This is a genomic window from Quadrisphaera granulorum, assembly GCF_003149145.1.
GTDB classification, from domain to species: Bacteria; Actinomycetota; Actinomycetes; order Actinomycetales; family Quadrisphaeraceae; genus Quadrisphaera; species Quadrisphaera granulorum.
Genome location: NZ_QGDQ01000003.1, coordinates 20,257 through 36,367, shown reverse-complemented (window position 1 = coordinate 36,367; position 16,111 = coordinate 20,257). Strand labels below are relative to the sequence as shown.

The 16,111-nt window shown below is 74.6% G+C and carries 11 protein-coding genes and 1 riboswitch; of the genes, 4 read left to right on the top strand and 7 right to left on the bottom strand.

Translation table 11 applies throughout. The annotated features are described in order from the left end of the window. Positions 1 to 107: 107 nt before the first annotated feature. Positions 108 to 3,506: an ATP-binding protein gene (locus BXY45_RS03865; RefSeq protein WP_109773005.1), complete on the top strand. Its 3,399-nt coding sequence runs from the start codon at positions 108 to 110 to the stop codon at positions 3,504 to 3,506. A 43-nt stretch (positions 3,507 to 3,549) separates the two neighbouring features. Here the strand turns inward: BXY45_RS03865 and BXY45_RS03860 are convergent, their stop codons facing one another. From BXY45_RS03860 to BXY45_RS03850, 3 genes are all read right to left on the bottom strand, one after another. Then, positions 3,550 to 4,071 carry a hypothetical protein gene (locus BXY45_RS03860; protein ID WP_109773004.1) on the bottom strand — a complete coding sequence of 174 codons (522 nt, stop codon included), beginning with the start codon at positions 4,069 to 4,071 and terminating at the stop codon, positions 3,550 to 3,552. Positions 4,072 to 4,294: 223 nt separating this feature from the next. Then, positions 4,295 to 6,343 carry an alpha/beta hydrolase family protein gene (locus BXY45_RS03855; protein WP_109773003.1) on the bottom strand — a complete coding sequence of 683 codons (2,049 nt, stop codon included), beginning with the start codon at positions 6,341 to 6,343 and terminating at the stop codon, positions 4,295 to 4,297. A 92-nt stretch (positions 6,344 to 6,435) separates the two neighbouring features. Then, positions 6,436 to 6,927 (bottom strand): tRNA (cytidine(34)-2'-O)-methyltransferase, encoded by a 492-nt coding sequence (locus tag BXY45_RS03850; protein WP_245961637.1) that lies wholly within the window; start codon positions 6,925 to 6,927, stop codon positions 6,436 to 6,438. A gap of 190 nt (positions 6,928 to 7,117) precedes the next feature. On the opposite strand from BXY45_RS03850, the gene BXY45_RS03845 reads away from it, so the two are divergent. Next, positions 7,118 to 8,332 (top strand): NADP-dependent isocitrate dehydrogenase, encoded by a 1,215-nt coding sequence (locus tag BXY45_RS03845; RefSeq protein WP_109773001.1) that lies wholly within the window; start codon positions 7,118 to 7,120, stop codon positions 8,330 to 8,332. 65 nt (positions 8,333 to 8,397) lie between these two features. After that, on the top strand, positions 8,398 to 10,059 hold the full coding sequence (locus BXY45_RS03840) for a metallophosphoesterase family protein (RefSeq protein WP_146211069.1): 1,662 nt from the start codon (positions 8,398 to 8,400) through the stop codon (positions 10,057 to 10,059). A gap of 55 nt (positions 10,060 to 10,114) precedes the next feature. Here the strand turns inward: BXY45_RS03840 and ribH are convergent, their stop codons facing one another. The 4 genes from ribH to ribD are packed head-to-tail and all read right to left on the bottom strand — an operon-like array spanning position 10,115 to position 13,909. Beyond that, positions 10,115 to 10,609 (bottom strand): 6,7-dimethyl-8-ribityllumazine synthase, encoded by a 495-nt coding sequence (gene ribH, locus BXY45_RS03835; protein WP_109772999.1) that lies wholly within the window; start codon positions 10,607 to 10,609, stop codon positions 10,115 to 10,117. Next, entirely contained in the window at positions 10,606 to 12,135 is a 1,530-nt protein-coding gene (ribB, locus tag BXY45_RS03830) for a 3,4-dihydroxy-2-butanone-4-phosphate synthase (RefSeq protein ID WP_109772998.1), read from the bottom strand. Before ribB ends, ribH begins: the two co-directional genes overlap by 4 nt. After that, positions 12,132 to 12,782, bottom strand: coding sequence for a riboflavin synthase (locus BXY45_RS03825; RefSeq protein ID WP_109772997.1), 651 nt, complete (start codon positions 12,780 to 12,782; stop codon positions 12,132 to 12,134). Before BXY45_RS03825 ends, ribB begins: the two co-directional genes overlap by 4 nt. Then, positions 12,782 to 13,909, bottom strand: a complete 1,128-nt coding sequence (gene ribD / locus BXY45_RS03820) for a bifunctional diaminohydroxyphosphoribosylaminopyrimidine deaminase/5-amino-6-(5-phosphoribosylamino)uracil reductase RibD (protein WP_245961636.1) — start codon at positions 13,907 to 13,909, stop codon at positions 12,782 to 12,784. Before ribD ends, BXY45_RS03825 begins: the two co-directional genes overlap by 1 nt. 231 nt (positions 13,910 to 14,140) lie before the next feature. Beyond that, positions 14,141 to 14,268: riboswitch (FMN riboswitch) on the bottom strand. A 189-nt stretch (positions 14,269 to 14,457) separates the two neighbouring features. On the opposite strand from ribD, the gene BXY45_RS03815 reads away from it, so the two are divergent. Next, a complete protein-coding gene (locus tag BXY45_RS03815; RefSeq protein ID WP_109772995.1) occupies positions 14,458 to 16,041 on the top strand; it encodes a methyl-accepting chemotaxis protein in 1,584 nt (527 codons plus the stop codon). Positions 16,042 to 16,111: the final 70 nt, after the last annotated feature.

Genomic DNA, 16,111 nt, shown 5'->3' with positions numbered 1-16,111 from the left:
CCGCGGAAAGTGCGGGAAGGGCGGCGGGGATAGGGGGCGGGCGGAGGAGGGGAGTACCCCGGCGGGTTCGCCGATCACCGACGTCGCCGGGATAGCCTCCGTGCGCCATGGGCAGCGACGTCGAGATCCACGTCCTCGGGTCCACCCGAGCGACGGTGGCCGGTGAGCCCGCTGACCTGGGCGGACCCCGTCAGCGAGCGGTCCTCGCGCGGCTCGTGGTGGAGGGCGGCCGCGTGGTCTCCACGGACCGCCTCGTCGACGACCTGTGGGACGGCGAGCCGCCGCCGAAGGCGCTGGGCGCCCTGCAGGTGCACGTCTCGCACCTGCGCCGCTCCCTGGAGCCCGGACGTGCCCCGCGCCAGCCGGCATCGGTGCTGGTCAGCGCCCCACCGGGCTACGCGCTGAGGCTGCCGCGCGCCACCGTGGACGCCTGGCGCTTCGAGGACCTCCTGAACGGCGCCGGTGCGCTGGTCGACCCCCGCGAGCGCCGCGCGCGGCTCGCGCAGGCCTTGGCCTGCTGGTCGGGGCCCGCCTTCGCCGAGAGCACCGACACCGCATGGGCCGGCCCGGAGGCGGCCCGGTTGGAGGAGCTGCGCCGCAGCGCCGTCGAGCGGGCCGCTGCTGCTGACCTGGAGGCCGGCGAGGTCGGCCGGGCGGTGGCCGATCTGGAGCGCCACGTGCACGACCATCCGGCTCGCGAGGAGGCCGTGCGGCTGCTGGCGTTGGCGCTGTACCGCAGCGGTCGCCAGGGCGATGCGCTCGGGGTGCTGCGCTCGCTGCGTGCCCACCTGGCGGACGAGCTCGGGGTGGATCCGTCGCCGGCGTTGCGGGCGCTGGAGGCTGACGTGCTCGCGCAGTCCGCGTCGCTGGACGCGCGCCCGCCGCCGCCGTCGTCGTCGTCCTCGTCCTCCTCCTTCTCGTCCTCGTTGCCGGTGGAGGTGACGACGCAGCCCGCCCTCGAGCCCGTCGCCGGTGCTCCGGTGCCGGCTCAGGACGACGACGCATTGGGCCGCGCGCGGGAGGTTGCCCAGGTGCTCGCCGCGGGCGAGGAGGCCCAGCGGACGGGTGCGGCGCGGCTCGTGTGGCTGGCGGGGGAGGCCGGCGACGGCAAGACGACGCTGCTGGCGAGCCTGGTCAGCGCCGCTGCCGCTCGCGGGTGGACGACGGCGTGGGGGCGCTGCCCCGAGGTCGACGGTGCCCCTCCGGGCTGGGCCTGGCAGGAGGTCCTCGACGACGTCGAGGCCGGTGAGCTCACCGAGCTCGCCGCGACGACGTCGCCGTTCCTCCTGGCGCGCGCGGTGGCCCGCCAGCTGGCGGAGCGCGCCGGGCGGGCGCCGGTGCTCGTCGTCCTCGACGACGTCCACCGCGCCGACGGCCTGACGCTGCAGCTGCTGCGCCAGGTGGTCGACCACCTCGACGAGTCGCCGGTGCTGGTGGTCGCCGCGTTCCGTCCGTCCGAGAGCGGCATCGAGCTCGGGGCCGCCCGTGCGGCCCTGGCCGCTGCCACCGCCGGGCACGTCGAGTTGGAGGGGCTCCCGCGAGAGGCGGTCGCGGCGCTCGCGCGGCGGTCGGGCCTGGTCGGCCCCGCCGACCCGGACGCTCCCGACCCCGAGCTGGTCGACCTCCTGCTGACCCGGACCGGCGGGCGGCCCCTCTTCGTCCGTGAGCTGTCGCGGCTCCTGGCGGCCCGCGGGCCGGCGGTGGTGCGCTCCCTGCTCCACGGACGTGGCGAGGTCACCGTGCCGGCGGGCGTCGCCGACGTGCTTCGGGCCCGCCTGGCTCGCCTGCCCGGCCCGTCCCTGACCACGTTGCGCCAGGCCGCGGTGCTGGGGCGGCGGGTGCGCGTGGACGTGCTCGCCGAGCTGTCCGGTCGCGACATCGACGACGTGCTCGACGCGCTCGAGGCTCCCGTGCTCGCGGGGATGCTCGACCAGCCCGCGCCGGGCGCCGTCGGCTTCACCCACGCCCTGGTCCGCGACGTCCTCTACGAGGACACGCCGGTGCTGCGGCGCACCCGGCTGCACGCGGCCGCCGTGGACGTCTACGAGCGCCTCGCACCGCACGACGTCGCCGCCCTGGCCCACCACGCCGGCGCGAGCCTGTCCCCGGCCACCGCGGCGCGCGCCCTAGGGCACCTGCGGGCCGCAGCACGCGCGGCCACGGCCGTCGGTGCGCCCGCCGAGGCGGCGGCGCTGTACACGACGGCGCTGCGTGCGCAGGAGCTGCTCCCGGCCGACCACCCCGACCGCTCGGCGGAGGCCCGCGTCGCCCTGCGCGTGGAGGCGGTCACCGCCGCGGCGCGCGCCGGGAACGCCGCGGGCGCCCGGCAGTGCCAGGTCGAGACCCTCGACCTGGCCCGCGCCACAGGCCGCCGCGACCTGATCCTCGCCGTCGTCACCGCCTGGCGGACCCCGCTGGTGTGGACGATCCGCGACGTCACCGCGCCCCCCACCGGCCTGCGGGAGGCGGCGGAGGAGCTGCTGGCCAGCCCGGACATCACCGGCGCCGACCGGGTGAGGCTCCACGTCGCCCACTTCCTCGAGAGCGAGGGGGGCGACCTCGACGCCGAGATCGCGATCAGCGCCGAGGCCCTCCGGGAGGCCCGGGCGCTGGTCCGCGAGCACGAGCGGCAGGGCGGGTCCGCGGAGGACCCCGAGGTCCTCACCACGCTGTGCGCGGCGCTCAACATCCGCACCTACGCCGCGCTCGGGCCCCGGCTGGCCGATCAGCGCGCCGCGCTGGCCCGCGAACTCATCGAGACGGCGACCCGCGCCGCGTCCAGCGACTACCTCGCCACCGGGCACTGGATGCTCTTCATGGCCTCGGCGGCCGTGGGCGACCTGCGCGCCGCGGACCGCGAGGTGCGGGCGGCCCTGGAGCTCTGCGCCAGCGGCCAGCTCGGCCAGCTGCTCGGGGTGCTGGCGGTGTGGCGCAGCGTCACCGAGGCCCTGGCCGGGCGCTACGACGCCGCGCTGGCGCGGTGGGACGCCGCCATCGACGGCCTCTCCGAGCTCGGCGGCGTGAACACCCAGCTCATGACGGCGCTGGGCCGCGTCATGGTCGAGTGCGCTCGCGGCGGTGACCTCGGGGTGCTCGCCGACCAGCTCCAGGAGATCGACCGCATGTCCGGTGGGGAGTTCGCCCCGCCGGCGGCCCTCGCCCTGGCGCGGGCCGGCCGGATGGACGAGGCGCGCCAGTCCCTCGCCGGTGCCGTGCAGCCCCGGCGTGGCTACTACTGGCTGGCGCTCAACACGATGTGGGCGCACGCCGCCGTCGCCGTCGGAGACCGCGCCGAGGCCGCCCGCCTCGCCGAGCTGCTCCGACCGTGGGCCGGCCGGGTGGCCGGCATCGACTCCGGCTCGCTCCCGATCGGACCCGTCGACGACGCGCTCGCGGAGTGCGCCGCCCTTCTGGGCGACGACGCCGCCGCCGAGCGCCACCGGCAGGCAGCGCGCCAGGTGCGCGCGGCGCTTCACGCCTCCGCGGCAGAGGCAGGCTTGCTCTGACGGTTGCTCTGATGGCTGTTGTGGCGGCTGCCGGGCGGCGGGGTCAGCCGCAGGTGGTGCGCGCCCGCTCGCTGAGCAGGCGACGTGCCAGCGGCGCGGCACCGGCCGCCCACAGGCGCTCGTGGTCGACCAAGGCGCTCCACAGCGCCCGGGTGGCGATGCCGAGCTGCTGCAGGGCGCCCACACCGGCCGTCTGTGCGAGTAGCGCGCTGGCGCCCGGACTGGTGGCGCGGACCACGCTGAGCACGCGGTCGGCCGAGGCCAGCGACGCGGTGAGGAGCTCGGCCGCGGCCGCGCCGTCGTCGGCGTTGTCGGCGGCGGCCAGGACGGGGACGACGACGTCGCGCTGGCGCGACACCTGCTCGCGCACAGCGGCGGCTGCGGCCGCCAGGTGCAGACCGAGGGCGCGGGCGCGCACGTCGGAGGCGAGCTCACCGGAGACGGCCACGCGCACCGCGAGCACGTCGACCGCCTGCGCGAGGAGCGCCAGCTGGTCGGGCAGTGACCGGGGCGCAACCTGGGGTCGGCGCTGTGCTGGCACGGAGCCTGACCCGGTCGACGTCATGGCATGAGCATGCACGTCGGGACTGACAGCCCGCTTGGTTCGGAGCAAGATCGTGATCGGACGGATATCGTTGCGACGCCCGTAACTCCCTGACCTGCTGCGATGCACCGAAAGATCTTCGCCAGCAGATCAGGTCAGACCTGTGTCAAGGGTCTTTAGGCCCGATGTCGCGCGGCCGTTCGCCCGTCGTTACCTGCCTGACACGCCGCCGTCACGCGTCGCATCACACCGGAAGGTGCCGCTCCCACCACCGCGCGAGGTGCTCGAAGCGCGCCGTCCGGTGACTCGGCCGACCCGAGCGGGTGAGCTCGTGCCCCTCCCCGGGGAACAGGAGGAGCGCGGTCTCGACGCCCTGCCGGCGCAGCGCCGTCCACCACCGCTGACCCTGCTCCACCGGGCAGCGCCAGTCCTGCTCGGAGTGGATGACCAGCGTCGGGGTGCGCACAGAGGCGACGTGCGTCAGCGGCGACTGCTCCCGCATCGCGGCGTCCGACCCGTGCAGCTGGTCGGGGAAGTACCAGCCGATGTCGGCCGACCCCACGAAGCTCGTCGCGTCGAGGTAGCCGCGCTCCACCACCGCCGCCGCGAAGCGGTGGGTGCGCGTGGTGAGCAGTGCGGCCATGTACCCGCCGTAGCTGCCACCCATGACCCCCACCCGCTCGGCGTCCAGGGGTAGCGAGGCGTCCGCGAGCACCCCGTCCAGCAGCGCCTCGACGTCGTCGGCGTCCACGGTGCCCAGTGCCCCGAGCACCGCCTCGCCGTGCGCGAGCCCGTAGCCCGCGGACCCGCGCGGGTTGCCCATGACCACCGCATACCCGGCGCCGGCGGCCACCTGCGCCTCGTCGAACAGTGCCCACCCGTACTGGGCGTGCGGTCCGCCGTGGACCAGCAGCAGCACCGGGTGGGGGCCGGCGCCGAAGTGCGCCTCGTCCGGCAGCACCACCCACCCGTGCACCGGGTACCCGTCACGGCTGGGGTGCTCCACCTCCAGCAGCGGACGCAGCCGCCCGGTCGCGCGCAGCGGGCCACCGGCGTCGGTGAGCCGCAGCGGCTCACCGTCCTGACCGTCGGTCACCGCGGCGGGCCCGACCCGGACCAGCTCGCCGCGACTGCTCTGATCGGCGACGACGGCGACCGCCGCCGTGCCGTCAGGGGTGCTCGCCACCCCCGTCACCTGCAACGGGCCGTCCAGCAGCGTCTGCCATGACCCGTCGGGGCGCACGCGCAGCAGCCGCAGCGACCCCCGCGTCCGCTCCGCAACGAGGGCACCGGCGGCGTCCACCTCGAGGAAGCCGGCCGGGTCTCCCAGGTCGACGTCGGGCGGGGTCAGTCGCGCGACGGCGGCCGCCGTCGTCGTCCCCAGGTCGTCCAGGTCGAGGACGGCGGTGTAGAGCGACTCCGGCTGCGCCACCGCACCCAGGCCGCGCTCGTCCAGCGCCGTCGCGAGCAGCCAGAGGCGGTTCCCGTCAGGGTCCGCGGCGACGCGGCTGACGGCGAGGTCGCCCGTGACGACCGGGACGAGCTTGTCCTCGCGGTGCGCGGTGGCCTCCACGCGGTACGCGCCGCGACGCTGGTCGTGGCCGGCGCCCTCGTGGCGGGTGGAGACCACGAGCAGCGCGAGCCCGTCCGTCGTCCACACGACCTGCGTGTCGTCGGCGTCGCCATCGGTGACCTGCCGTGGTGCGGGGCGCTCGGGGGCCGAGATCCGCTGGCCGGCGTCGACGGCGGTCCTGTCGACGTCGAGCACGAAGGCGTGCAGGCGCCGGTCGAGGGTGAAGCCCACGCCGTCGATGCGGTGGGCGGGAGTGGTGATGAGGCGCGGCGGCTCGGCGTCCGGGCCGCGCAGGTGCGCCGGGCCGTTGGCCGTGCCGTAGCGGCCCGGCTCGGGGACGCGGGCGCAGAACGCCAGCTGGTCACCCCCGGGAGACCAGCGCGGCGCGCCCGCGCCCAGCGGCAGCTGCTCGGCGGTGGTCAGCGCGATCGGCTCACCGCCGTCCGTCTCGACGAGGTGCAGCTGCGGGGCTGCCCCGGGAGATGCCCGCAGGAACGCCACCCAGCGGCCGTCAGGACTCACCGCGGCGGCCGTGTCGCGGTGACCGCGCGTCAGGCGGCGCGGCGGTGCGCTGCCGTCGGTGGGCACGCGCCACAGGTCACCGACCTCCTCGTCGGTGTGGAGGTCGGGCGCGGTGATCGAGACGACGGCGGTCCGCCCGTCGGGCGTCAGGGACGGTCCGGAGCAGCCGGCGAGCAGGGGCAGGTCCGAGGGCAGCATCCCTTCGACGCTACTCGGGTGCCCCGAGGCGCGATCACCGCCCGGTGATCACGCGGAGGTCAGGTGCCGGTCAGGTATCGGTCATGCGCCGGTCAGGAGCCCCCGGCGAAGCCGTGCTGACGCCATGCCTCGTGGACGACGACGGCGACGGCGTTCGAGGCGTTCAGCGACCGCCGCTGCGCCAGCATCGGGATCCGCAGCTGGTCGGTGACCCGGGCGTCGGCCAGCACGCGCTCGGGCAGGCCGACGGACTCCCGCCCGAACAGCAGCGCGTCCCCCGGCTCGTAGGCGACGTCGGAGTACCAGCGCGTCGCCGAGGAGGTCAGCGCGTACGCCCGGCGCGAGCCCAGCTCCGCCAGGGCAGCCCACAGCGCCTCGACGTCGTCGTGCACCGTGGTGCGGGCCAGGTCGTGGTAGTCCAGCCCGGCGCGGCGGAGCTTGGAGTCCTCCAGGTCGAAGCCGAGCGGCCGCACGAGGTGCAGGTGGGCGCCGGTGGTGGCCGACAGGCGGATGGCGGCGCCGGCGTTGCCGGGGATCTCGGGCTCGACGAGGACGACGTGGAACACCCCCGCACCCTCTCGCACGCCGCCCTCATCGACGCGCAGCCGAGCGCCTGGTTGCGGTTCAGGCCCCCTCGGGAACCGCAACCGGGCGCTCGGTTGCGGGTGGGGTTGCCGTCCGGGCGCACCTGCGGGAGGTCCCGGTGCGGGAGGTCGGTAGGTTCGGGGTAAGGACGACTGACACCTACTGCTCCGACGGAGGACAGGGACGCGCATGGCGAAGATCAAGGTCGAGGGCAAGGTCGTCGAGCTCGACGGCGACGAGATGACCCGGATCATCTGGCAGTTCATCAAGGACCGCCTGATCCACCCCTACCTCGACGTCGACCTCGAGTACTACGACCTCGGTATCGAGCACCGCGACGCCACCGACGACCAGGTGACGATCGACTCCGCCAACGCCATCAAGAAGCACGGCGTCGGCGTGAAGTGCGCCACCATCACGCCCGACGAGGCGCGGGTGGAGGAGTTCGGCCTCAAGAAGATGTGGCGCTCCCCGAACGGGACCATCCGCAACATCCTCGGCGGCGTGATCTTCCGCGAGCCGATCATCATCAGCAACATCCCGCGCCTGGTGCCGGGCTGGACCAAGCCGATCATCGTCGGCCGTCACGCCTTCGGTGACCAGTACCGCGCCACCGACTTCACGTTCCCCTCCGCGGGCACGCTGACGGTGACGTTCACGCCGTCCGACGGGTCCGAGCCGATCCAGCACACCGTCTTCGAGGCGCCCGGCGCCGGCGTGTCGCTGTCGATGTACAACCTCGACAGCTCCATCCGCGACTTCGCCCGTGCGTCGCTGAACTACGGCCTGGCCCGGAACTACCCGGTCTACCTGTCGACGAAGAACACGATCCTCAAGGCCTACGACGGCCGCTTCAAGGACATCTTCGCCGAGGTCTACGAGGCCGAGTTCAAGGACCAGTTCGAGAAGGCGGGCCTCACCTACGAGCACCGCCTCATCGACGACATGGTCGCCTCCGCGCTCAAGTGGGAGGGCGGCTACGTCTGGGCCACCAAGAACTACGACGGTGACGTGCAGTCCGACACCGTCGCGCAGGGCTTCGGCTCCCTCGGCCTCATGACGTCCGTGCTGGCCACGCCGGACGGGCGCACCGTGGAGGCGGAGGCCGCGCATGGCACCGTCACCCGCCACTACCGGCAGCACCAGGCCGGCAAGCCGACGTCCACCAACCCGATCGCCTCGATCTACGCGTGGACGCGCGGCCTCGACCACCGCGGCAAGCTCGACGGCACCCCCGCGGTGCGCGAGTTCGCGGCCAAGCTCGAGCAGGTCGTCATCTCCACCGTCGAGAGCGGCAAGATGACCAAGGACCTGGCGCTGCTGGTCGGCAAGGACCAGGAGTGGCAGACCACCGAGGCGTTCCTCGCCACCCTGGACGAGAACCTGGCGAAGGCCCTCGCCTGACATCCGTCCACGCTCAGTAGTCGGACGAGCAGTGATCACCGGCGGTGCCCCGTAGGGTGCCGCCGGTGATCGCTGTCCGGGGGGCCTCGTCGGGCCGCGCCGCCGCCGGTGGGCGCGGACCTCGAGAGCGACTGGCCCGGGCGTGGGCCCGCTGGGGCTGGTTGCGCGCGGCCGCCGTCGTCGTCGTCGCCGTGGTGGCTGCGGGGGCGGGGATGGCCACGGCCGGTGGCACCTCCGCGAGCGTCGGCCCCGTCGACGTGCACCTCACGCTGCAGCCCTCGCTGAGCGGGGGCACCCGGGTGCAGGTCCCGCCGCTGGGACAGCTGGCGCTCGCCACTCACGACGGCCCGCTGCGCCTGTCCGTGCAGGTGGAGCGGCTGCGGCTGCCCGAGGCGCGCTCCCTGCTGGCCCGGGGCACCACCGCCGACTCCGTGGCCGACGAGCTCACGCGCGACGTCCGCGGCGCTCTCGTGGACCTCGTGCTCCGGTCGGTGCTCGTGGCTCTGGCCGCTGCCGCCCTCGCCTGCCTGCTGGTGTTCCGCCGGGTGCGGACAGCGCTCGTGGGGATGCTCGCCGTGCTGGGCCTGCTGCTGGTCAGCGGCGGGATGGCCGCTGCCACGGCGAACAGCCGGGCGCTGGCCGAGCCGCGCTACTCGGGGCTGCTGACGCGAGCGCCGGCGCTCGTGGGAGACCTCACCAGCGTGGGCAGCCGCTTCACCGCGTACCAGACGCGCGTCGCGGCGCTCACGGGGAGCGTCTCGCGGTTGTACTCGGCGCTGTCGGGGTTGCCGGCGAGCTCGGCGGCCGGCGACGACGACGTGCGCGTGCTGTGGGTCTCCGACGTCCACAACAACCCCGAGGCCTACCGCCTCATGAGCACGCTCGTGGAGGAGTTCGACATCGTCGGCGTCGTCGACACCGGCGACAGCTCCGACTTCGGCAGCGAAGCCGAGACCTCGCTGCTCACGCCGATGGCCTCGTTGGGCGTGCCGTACCTGTGGGTGCGCGGCAACCACGACTCCTCCACCACGCAGGCCGCCGTCGAGGCGCTGGAAGCCGCGTCGGACGGCCGGGTGCAGGTGCTGGACGACGGCGAGAGCGCCACCATCGGCGGCGTCCGCTTCGCGGGGACGGGCGACCCGCGCTTCAACCCGAGCAGCCTCGTGCTCAACGAGGTGGTGCGCGAGCAGCTGACCGTCGCGGGGGAGGCGCTGGGGCGCTCGCTCGAGGCCGAGGCGCGGGCCGGGCGGCCGGTGGACGTGGCGCTCGTGCACGAGCCGCCGATGGCGCTGCCGCTGGTCGGTCGGGTGCCGCTGGTGCTGGACGGGCATACGCACCGGCGGGCCTCCGCCGTCGACGGCGACACGCTCCTGCTCACGCAGGGTTCCTCCGGCGGTGCGGGGCTGCGGAGCCTCGTGGACGGCGAGCCGACGCCGCTGCAGATGTCGGTGCTGCACTTCTCCGCCGTCGACGGATCGTTGCTGGCGGTCGACGACGTCACCGTCGGCGGGGTGGGGCTCGACAGCGCTACCGTCGAGCGGCGCACGGCGGAGAGCTACCGCGAGGAGTCGAAGCCCCCGGAGGACGAGCCGGCGCTGGAGGAGCCCGCCGAGCCGACCGGCAGCACGCCTGGTGGCACGCCGACCTTCACCCCCGGCGGCACCGACGTGCCGCCGCTGCCCACCGAATCCGTTCTGCCGCTCACGCCGACTCCCTCGAACTCGTGATCATTGGCGTCCGCCACCATCACGTGGTGGCGGACGCCCATGATCACGGACGAGGTCAGGCGGGAACCGGCGTGGGGAGGGCCCCGGCAGCGCGCAGCGCCGCGATGGTGCCGAGCACGGCCTCCGCCGCCTCGGCGCCCTTGTCCTCCTTGCTGCCGGGCAGGCCGGCGCGGTCGAGGGCCTGCGCGTCGGTGTCGCAGGTCAGCACGCCGAACCCGACGGGCACGCCGGTGCGCACCGCGACCTCGGTCAGCCCCGTGGTGGCCGCCGAGCACACGTACTCGAAGTGCGGCGTGCCGCCGCGCACCACCACCCCGAGCGCGACCACGGCGTCGTAGCCCGCGGCGGCCAGGCGTGCCGCCGCGACCGGCAGCTCGAAGGTGCCCGGGACGCGCACCACGGTCGGCTCGGGGGCACCGGCCGCGTCCAGGGCGCGCAGTGCGCCGGCCAGCAGCCCCTCCACCACCTCGGTGTGCCACAGCCCGGCGACCACCGCGACGCGCACGCCGCTTCCGTCGACCGCCAGCGCCGGTGCTCCGTGTCCGCTCATGCCTTCTCCTCCTGTGTGGTCGTGGTGGCGAAGCTCGTCGTCGTCCCCGGTCCCGTTCTTCTCGCACTTGCCGCGGAAAGTGCGCTTCCCGAGCCCTCCGGTTCCGCACTTGCCGCGGAAAGTGCGGAAGGGGGGCGGGGGGTGGGGGGTGTGTGGCCCATGCGGGCCCGCTTGGTGGCCAGGTAGGCCTCGCGCAGCGGCGCGCTCAGGGCGGGGCCCCTCAGCGTGGAGCTGGCGCCGTCGTCGTCGTGCTCACCGATGTGCAGCCCGAGCTGCTCGACCACGTCCACGCCGTGCTCGACCAGCCCGATCGCCTTCGACGGGTTGTTGCTGAGCAGCCGCACCCGCTCCACGCCGAGCGCACGCAGCACCGCGGCGGCGCCGCCGTACTCGCGCGCGTCGACGGGAAGCCCCAGCTCGAGGTTGGCGTCCACGGTGTCGGCGCCCGCGTCCTGCAGGGCGTACGCCGCGATCTTGGCGGACAGGCCGATGGCGCGCCCCTCGTGGCCGCCGACGTGCACCAGCACCCCGCCCTCCGCGCCGATCCGCTCCAGCGCGGCGCGCAGCTGCGGACCGCAGTCGCACCGCAGCGACCCGAACGCGTCACCGGTGAGGCACTCCGAGTGCACCCGCACTAGCGGCGCGGGCGCTCCCTGGGCGACAGAAGAGGAGGAGGACGACGACGAGCGCGGCGCCTCGGCGACCACCGCCAGGTGCTCCGCCCCGGTGGCCAGGTCACGGAACGCGACGGCGGTGAAGTCTCCGTGCTCCGTCGGCAGCGCCGCGCGAGCCACTTCGACCACGCGCTGCCGCTGCGGGACCCGCTCGGAGGTGGCCGACTGCCCATGATCACGGACGGGGGGCTCGGTGGCGGAGCGCAGGTGCGCGGCGAGCTGCTCGATGGTGATGACCGGCAGCCCGTGCGCGGCGCCGAGGGCCACGACGGCCGGGCCGCGCAGCATGTCGCCGTCGGGGTCGTCGAGGTCCACGAGCTCGGTGATGATCGCCACCGGCGGCAGCCCGGCGAGGCGGCACAGGTCGACGGCGGCCTCGGTGTGCCCGCGCCGCTCCAGCACGCCGCCCGGGCGGGCCCGCAGCGGCAGCACGTGCCCGGGGCGGATGAGGTCGGCAGGGCCGGAGGCAGGGTCGGCCAGCACTCGCGCGGTGCGGGCACGGTCGGCGGCACTGATGCCGGTGGTGACGCCGGAGGCGGCGTCGACGGTGACCGTGTACGCCGTCCGCAGTGAGTCTTCGTTGCGCTCGACCATGTCGGGCAGGCCGAGGGAGTCGGCCAACGCGGCGGGCAACGGCGCGCAGAGCAAGCCGGAGCCGTGCTTGACGGTCCACGCGACCCACTGCGGGGTGGCGAGCGACGCGGCGAGGATGACGTCACCCTCGTTCTCGCGGTCGTCGTCGTCGAGGACCAGCACCGGATGGCCGCAGCGCAGCGCGGCGAGCGCTTCCTCGACGGTGCTCAGGCCCTCCAGGCCCTGGTGGTCGGGGCGGCTGGTGGTCGGGGTGCTCATCGCACGGCCTCCAGACCGGCCACCGCGCGGTCAGCGAGTAGTCGCTCCACGTGCTTGGCCAGGACGTCGACCTCGAGGTTCACCGGGTCTCCGACGCCCTTGCGGCCCAGCGTGGTGGCGCGCAGCGTCTCGGGGATGAGCGAGACGGAGAACCACGCCCGCTCGGCGCCCGCCGCGCTGACCTCGGTCACCGTGAGGGAGACCCCGTCGACGGCGATCGACCCCTTCTCCACCACGTACTTCGCCAGCTCCTCAGGGATGGACACCGTGACGACCTCCCACCGGTCGCCCGGCACGCGCGCCGCGATCTCGCCGACCCCGTCGACGTGTCCTTGCACCACGTGGCCGCCGAGCCGCCCGCCTGCGGCGACGGGACGCTCCAGGTCGACGCGGTCACCGGGGCGCAGGCCACCCAGGGTGGTCCGCTCGAGCGTCTCGAGCATGGCGTCGGCGGTGAAGTCGACCGGCGCGCCGTCGTCGTCGTGAGAGATCTCGACCACGGTGAGGCAGCAGCCGTCGACGGCGATGGACGCGCCGTGCACGGCGTCGCCGGTGACGAGCGGGCCGCGGACGGTGAGGCGGGCGGAGGTCTCGCCGCGCGTCAGCGCCACGACCTCTCCGAGCTCCTCGACGATGCCGGTGAACATCAGGCCTCCTGCTGCTGGTCGGACTGCTGGGTGATCTCTACCCCTGCGCGACGATCAAGGAAGTTGTGCACACCCGGGCGTGCAGAACTTCCTTGATCGTCGCGGGGAGGGGTGGGGCGGGCGAGGACGACGACGTCGCCCCCGAGCACATGAGCGTCGACGAGCTCCAGGCGGAGCGCGTCGTCGATGGAGGTGGCGCCGAGGTCGCCCAGGGCGCTGCGGCCGCTGCCGAGCAGCGCGGGCGCGAGGTGCGCGACGACGTCGTCGACGAGCCCGGCCCGCCAGAACGCCGCCGCGAGCTGCGGCCCGCCCTCCAGCCACACCGAGCGCACGCCCCGCTCCCACAGCGCGGCCAGCGCCTCGCGGGGGTCGCGGGTGCGCAGGTGCACCGTCTCGGCGCTGCCGTCGAGCAGCCGCGCACCGGCCGGCAGGTCGCGCAGACCCACCACCACGCGCAGCGGCTGCTGCGGCAGCGGGACGCCGTCGGCGTCGCGGACCGTCAGGGCCGGGTCGTCGGCCAGCGCCGTGCCGGTGCCGACGAGCACCGCGTCGTGCTGGGCGCGGCGCGCGTGCACGTCGGCGCGCGCCACCGGCCCGGTGATCCAGCGGCTGGAGCCGTCGGCCGCGGCGCTGTACCCGTCCAGCGTCGCGGCGTACTTCCACGTCACCGTCGGGCGGTGGTGGCGGTGCGCGCGGGCCCACGGCCTCACGAGCTCGCGCGGTCGCGGGTCGTCGAGGACGACGACGTCGACCCCGGCCGCGCGCAGCTCGGCGGCTCCGCCGCCCGCCGTCGGCGTCGGGTCGGGCGTGCCGACCACCACGCGGGCCACGCCGGCGTCGAGCAGTGCGCGCGTGCAGGGGCCGGTGCGGCCGGTGTGCCGGCACGGCTCGAGCGTGACGACCGCCGTGGCGCCGCGCAGGTCGCTGCCGCGGGAAGCGGCGTCCGCGATGGCGGCGACCTCGGCGTGCGCGGTGCCCGCGCCGCGGTGCCAGCCCTCACCGAGCAGCTCCCCGCCGGCGCCCACGATGACGCACCCGACCTGTGGGTTCTCGGTGAGGGGCCCGCGGCGGGCCAGCTCCAGCGCCCGGGTCAGGGCGTCGGCGGGCGCCACGGCACGACTGTCCACAGCGTTATCCACAGCCCTGTGGATGTCGCTGTGGAGCGCTGTGCCGCTCTGGTGGCCCGCCATTCCCGTCCCCTTCCGCATCGGTGCGGACTCCGGGGTGCTGCGGGGGAGGGCGACGACGGCGGGTAGTCCAGTCGGCCGCCGGTCAGCCACCCCGAGGGGGCGGACGACGCAGCGGGCCGCTGAGACCTGCCGACGGCGCTGCGGGCGGTGCCCCTTGCGGGACCTCGCCGCGTGCTCCTCCCCTCCGGACTTTCACCGTCGGTCCTGGAGTTCCACCAGGTCCACCGGCCGCTGGCTGCGGTCGGGTCGCGGACTGTCACCGCCGGTTCGGAATTACACCGACCCCGGAGCGCGCGTCGTTCAGCTGGCGATGGTGCCACGCCCACGGTCGCGGCCGCCACCCCTCGCGCCGGGAGAACCCCTGGGAGTGCGGGGTGAGCTGCCTGTCCCCCGATCATGTCCACCGAACGGATCATGTGGGCGGTCTCTCGGTCGATGGACGTGGCGACAGGTCACGACCATCTCGTAGAAGGAGACTCGCCACGATGCAGCGGCTTGCCGATCTCAAGGTCGCCCACAAGCTGTATGCCGGATTCGCCGTCATCTGCTTCCTGCTCGTGCTGGTCAGCGGTCTCGCCGTGGTGCGGTTGGGCAACGCCCAGGAAGACCTGGACGAGGTCTCCGGTGCGGGGGTGGCCGCGGTGGACTCCAGTGGCGACACCATCGCCGACCTGCGCCAGGTCCGTCTCGACCTGCTGGCCGTTGCCCTGGCGACCGACGACGCCGACACGGCGGCGGCGCTGAAGATCTACGAGCAGGACAACGCCGCTCTGGACGCGCAGTGGAAGGACTACCTGTCGACCGACCCCGCGAGCAGCGAGGCGCAGCGGGCCGCGTTCACCGCCGGCCTCGCGGACTTTCGCAAGGCCGCCGACGCGCTGATGCCCGCCGCCCAGGCGGACGACCTCACCGTGTTCATGCAGGGGCGCAAGGAGCAGCTCACGCCGGCGGGACTGAAGGCTGAAGCCGCGCTGCAGGACATCCAGAAGACCGAGAACGACGCCGTCGACAGGATGGCGGCGGACGGCAAGGCTGCCTACCGCTCGGCGGTGGCGCTGCTCGTCGGCTGCGCAGCGCTGGCCGTGGCGACGGCGGCGGCCATCGCGGTGGTGGTGTCGCGCTCCGTCACCGGACCGCTGTCGCGGGTCGTCGAGGTCATGGCGGACGTGGCCCGAGGTCGCCTCGATCGCCGCGTCGCTCTGACCCGGCGCGACGAGCTGGGCCAGCTGGCCAGCTCGACCGATACCTCCCTCGACTCCCTGGCCTCCGCCATGCGCGACATCCGCGACGAGGCCACGGCCCTCGCTGCGGCGTCGGCCCAGCTGTCCGGCATCTCCGCGCAGCTGTCCGCGAGCGCTCAGGAGTCCGCGGCGCAGACCGAGCTGGTCTCGGCCGCCACTGAGGAGGTCAGCACGTCCATCGCCACCGTCGCGGCGGCGGGCGAGGAGATGACCTCCGCCATCAGTCAGATCGCCACCGCCACCAGCGAGGCTTCCTCGATGGCGTCCTCCGCGGTGTCCGCGGCGGGCTCGGCGGGCGGCGCGATCGAGCGGCTCGGGGTGTCCAGCAAGGAGATCGGCGACGTCGTCAAGCTCATCACGAGCATCGCCGAGCAGACGAACCTGCTCGCGTTGAACGCGACCATCGAGGCTGCTCGGGCGGGCGAGATGGGCAAGGGCTTCGCCGTCGTCGCCGGTGAGGTCAAGGAGCTGGCGAGGCAGACCGCTCAGGCCACCGACGAGATCATCAAGAAGGTCTCGGCCACCCAGGGTGACGCCGCCGCGGCAGCCTCCGCCGTGACCGAGATCGGCGAGGTCATCGCCCGCATCGACGCCGTGCAGGAGACCATCGCCGCCGCGGTGGAGGAGCAGTCCGCCACCACCAACGAGATGGTCCGCAACGTCACGGAGATCTCCACGGGCAGCGGCGAGATCGCCGCGAACGTCGCGAGCATCGCGGCGGGCACCGCCCAGAACCGCGAGGGCGCCGGGCAGACGGCCACGACGGCGGGGTCGCTCGCGACCTCGGCCGGACGGCTGCAGGAGCTGACCGGGCGCTTCACCCTCTGACCACCCTCTGACCACCCTCTGACGTCCCCGCGCCGGCCCCGGAAGACCCGAGGCCGGCGCGGAGGCGTTC

Coding starts and splice junctions, on each gene's coding strand:
- BXY45_RS03825 (WP_109772997.1), bottom strand. CDS start 12,782: ATGTTCACCGGCATCGTCGAGGAGCTCGGAGAGGTCGTGGCGCTGACG.
- BXY45_RS03860 (WP_109773004.1), bottom strand. CDS start 4,071: ATGACGTCGACCGGGTCAGGCTCCGTGCCAGCACAGCGCCGACCCCAG.
- BXY45_RS03855 (WP_109773003.1), bottom strand. CDS start 6,343: ATGCTGCCCTCGGACCTGCCCCTGCTCGCCGGCTGCTCCGGACCGTCC.
- BXY45_RS03865 (WP_109773005.1), top strand. CDS start 108: ATGGGCAGCGACGTCGAGATCCACGTCCTCGGGTCCACCCGAGCGACG.
- BXY45_RS03845 (WP_109773001.1), top strand. CDS start 7,118: ATGGCGAAGATCAAGGTCGAGGGCAAGGTCGTCGAGCTCGACGGCGAC.
- BXY45_RS03815 (WP_109772995.1), top strand. CDS start 14,458: ATGCAGCGGCTTGCCGATCTCAAGGTCGCCCACAAGCTGTATGCCGGA.
- ribH (WP_109772999.1), bottom strand. CDS start 10,609: ATGAGCGGACACGGAGCACCGGCGCTGGCGGTCGACGGAAGCGGCGTG.
- ribB (WP_109772998.1), bottom strand. CDS start 12,135: ATGAGCACCCCGACCACCAGCCGCCCCGACCACCAGGGCCTGGAGGGC.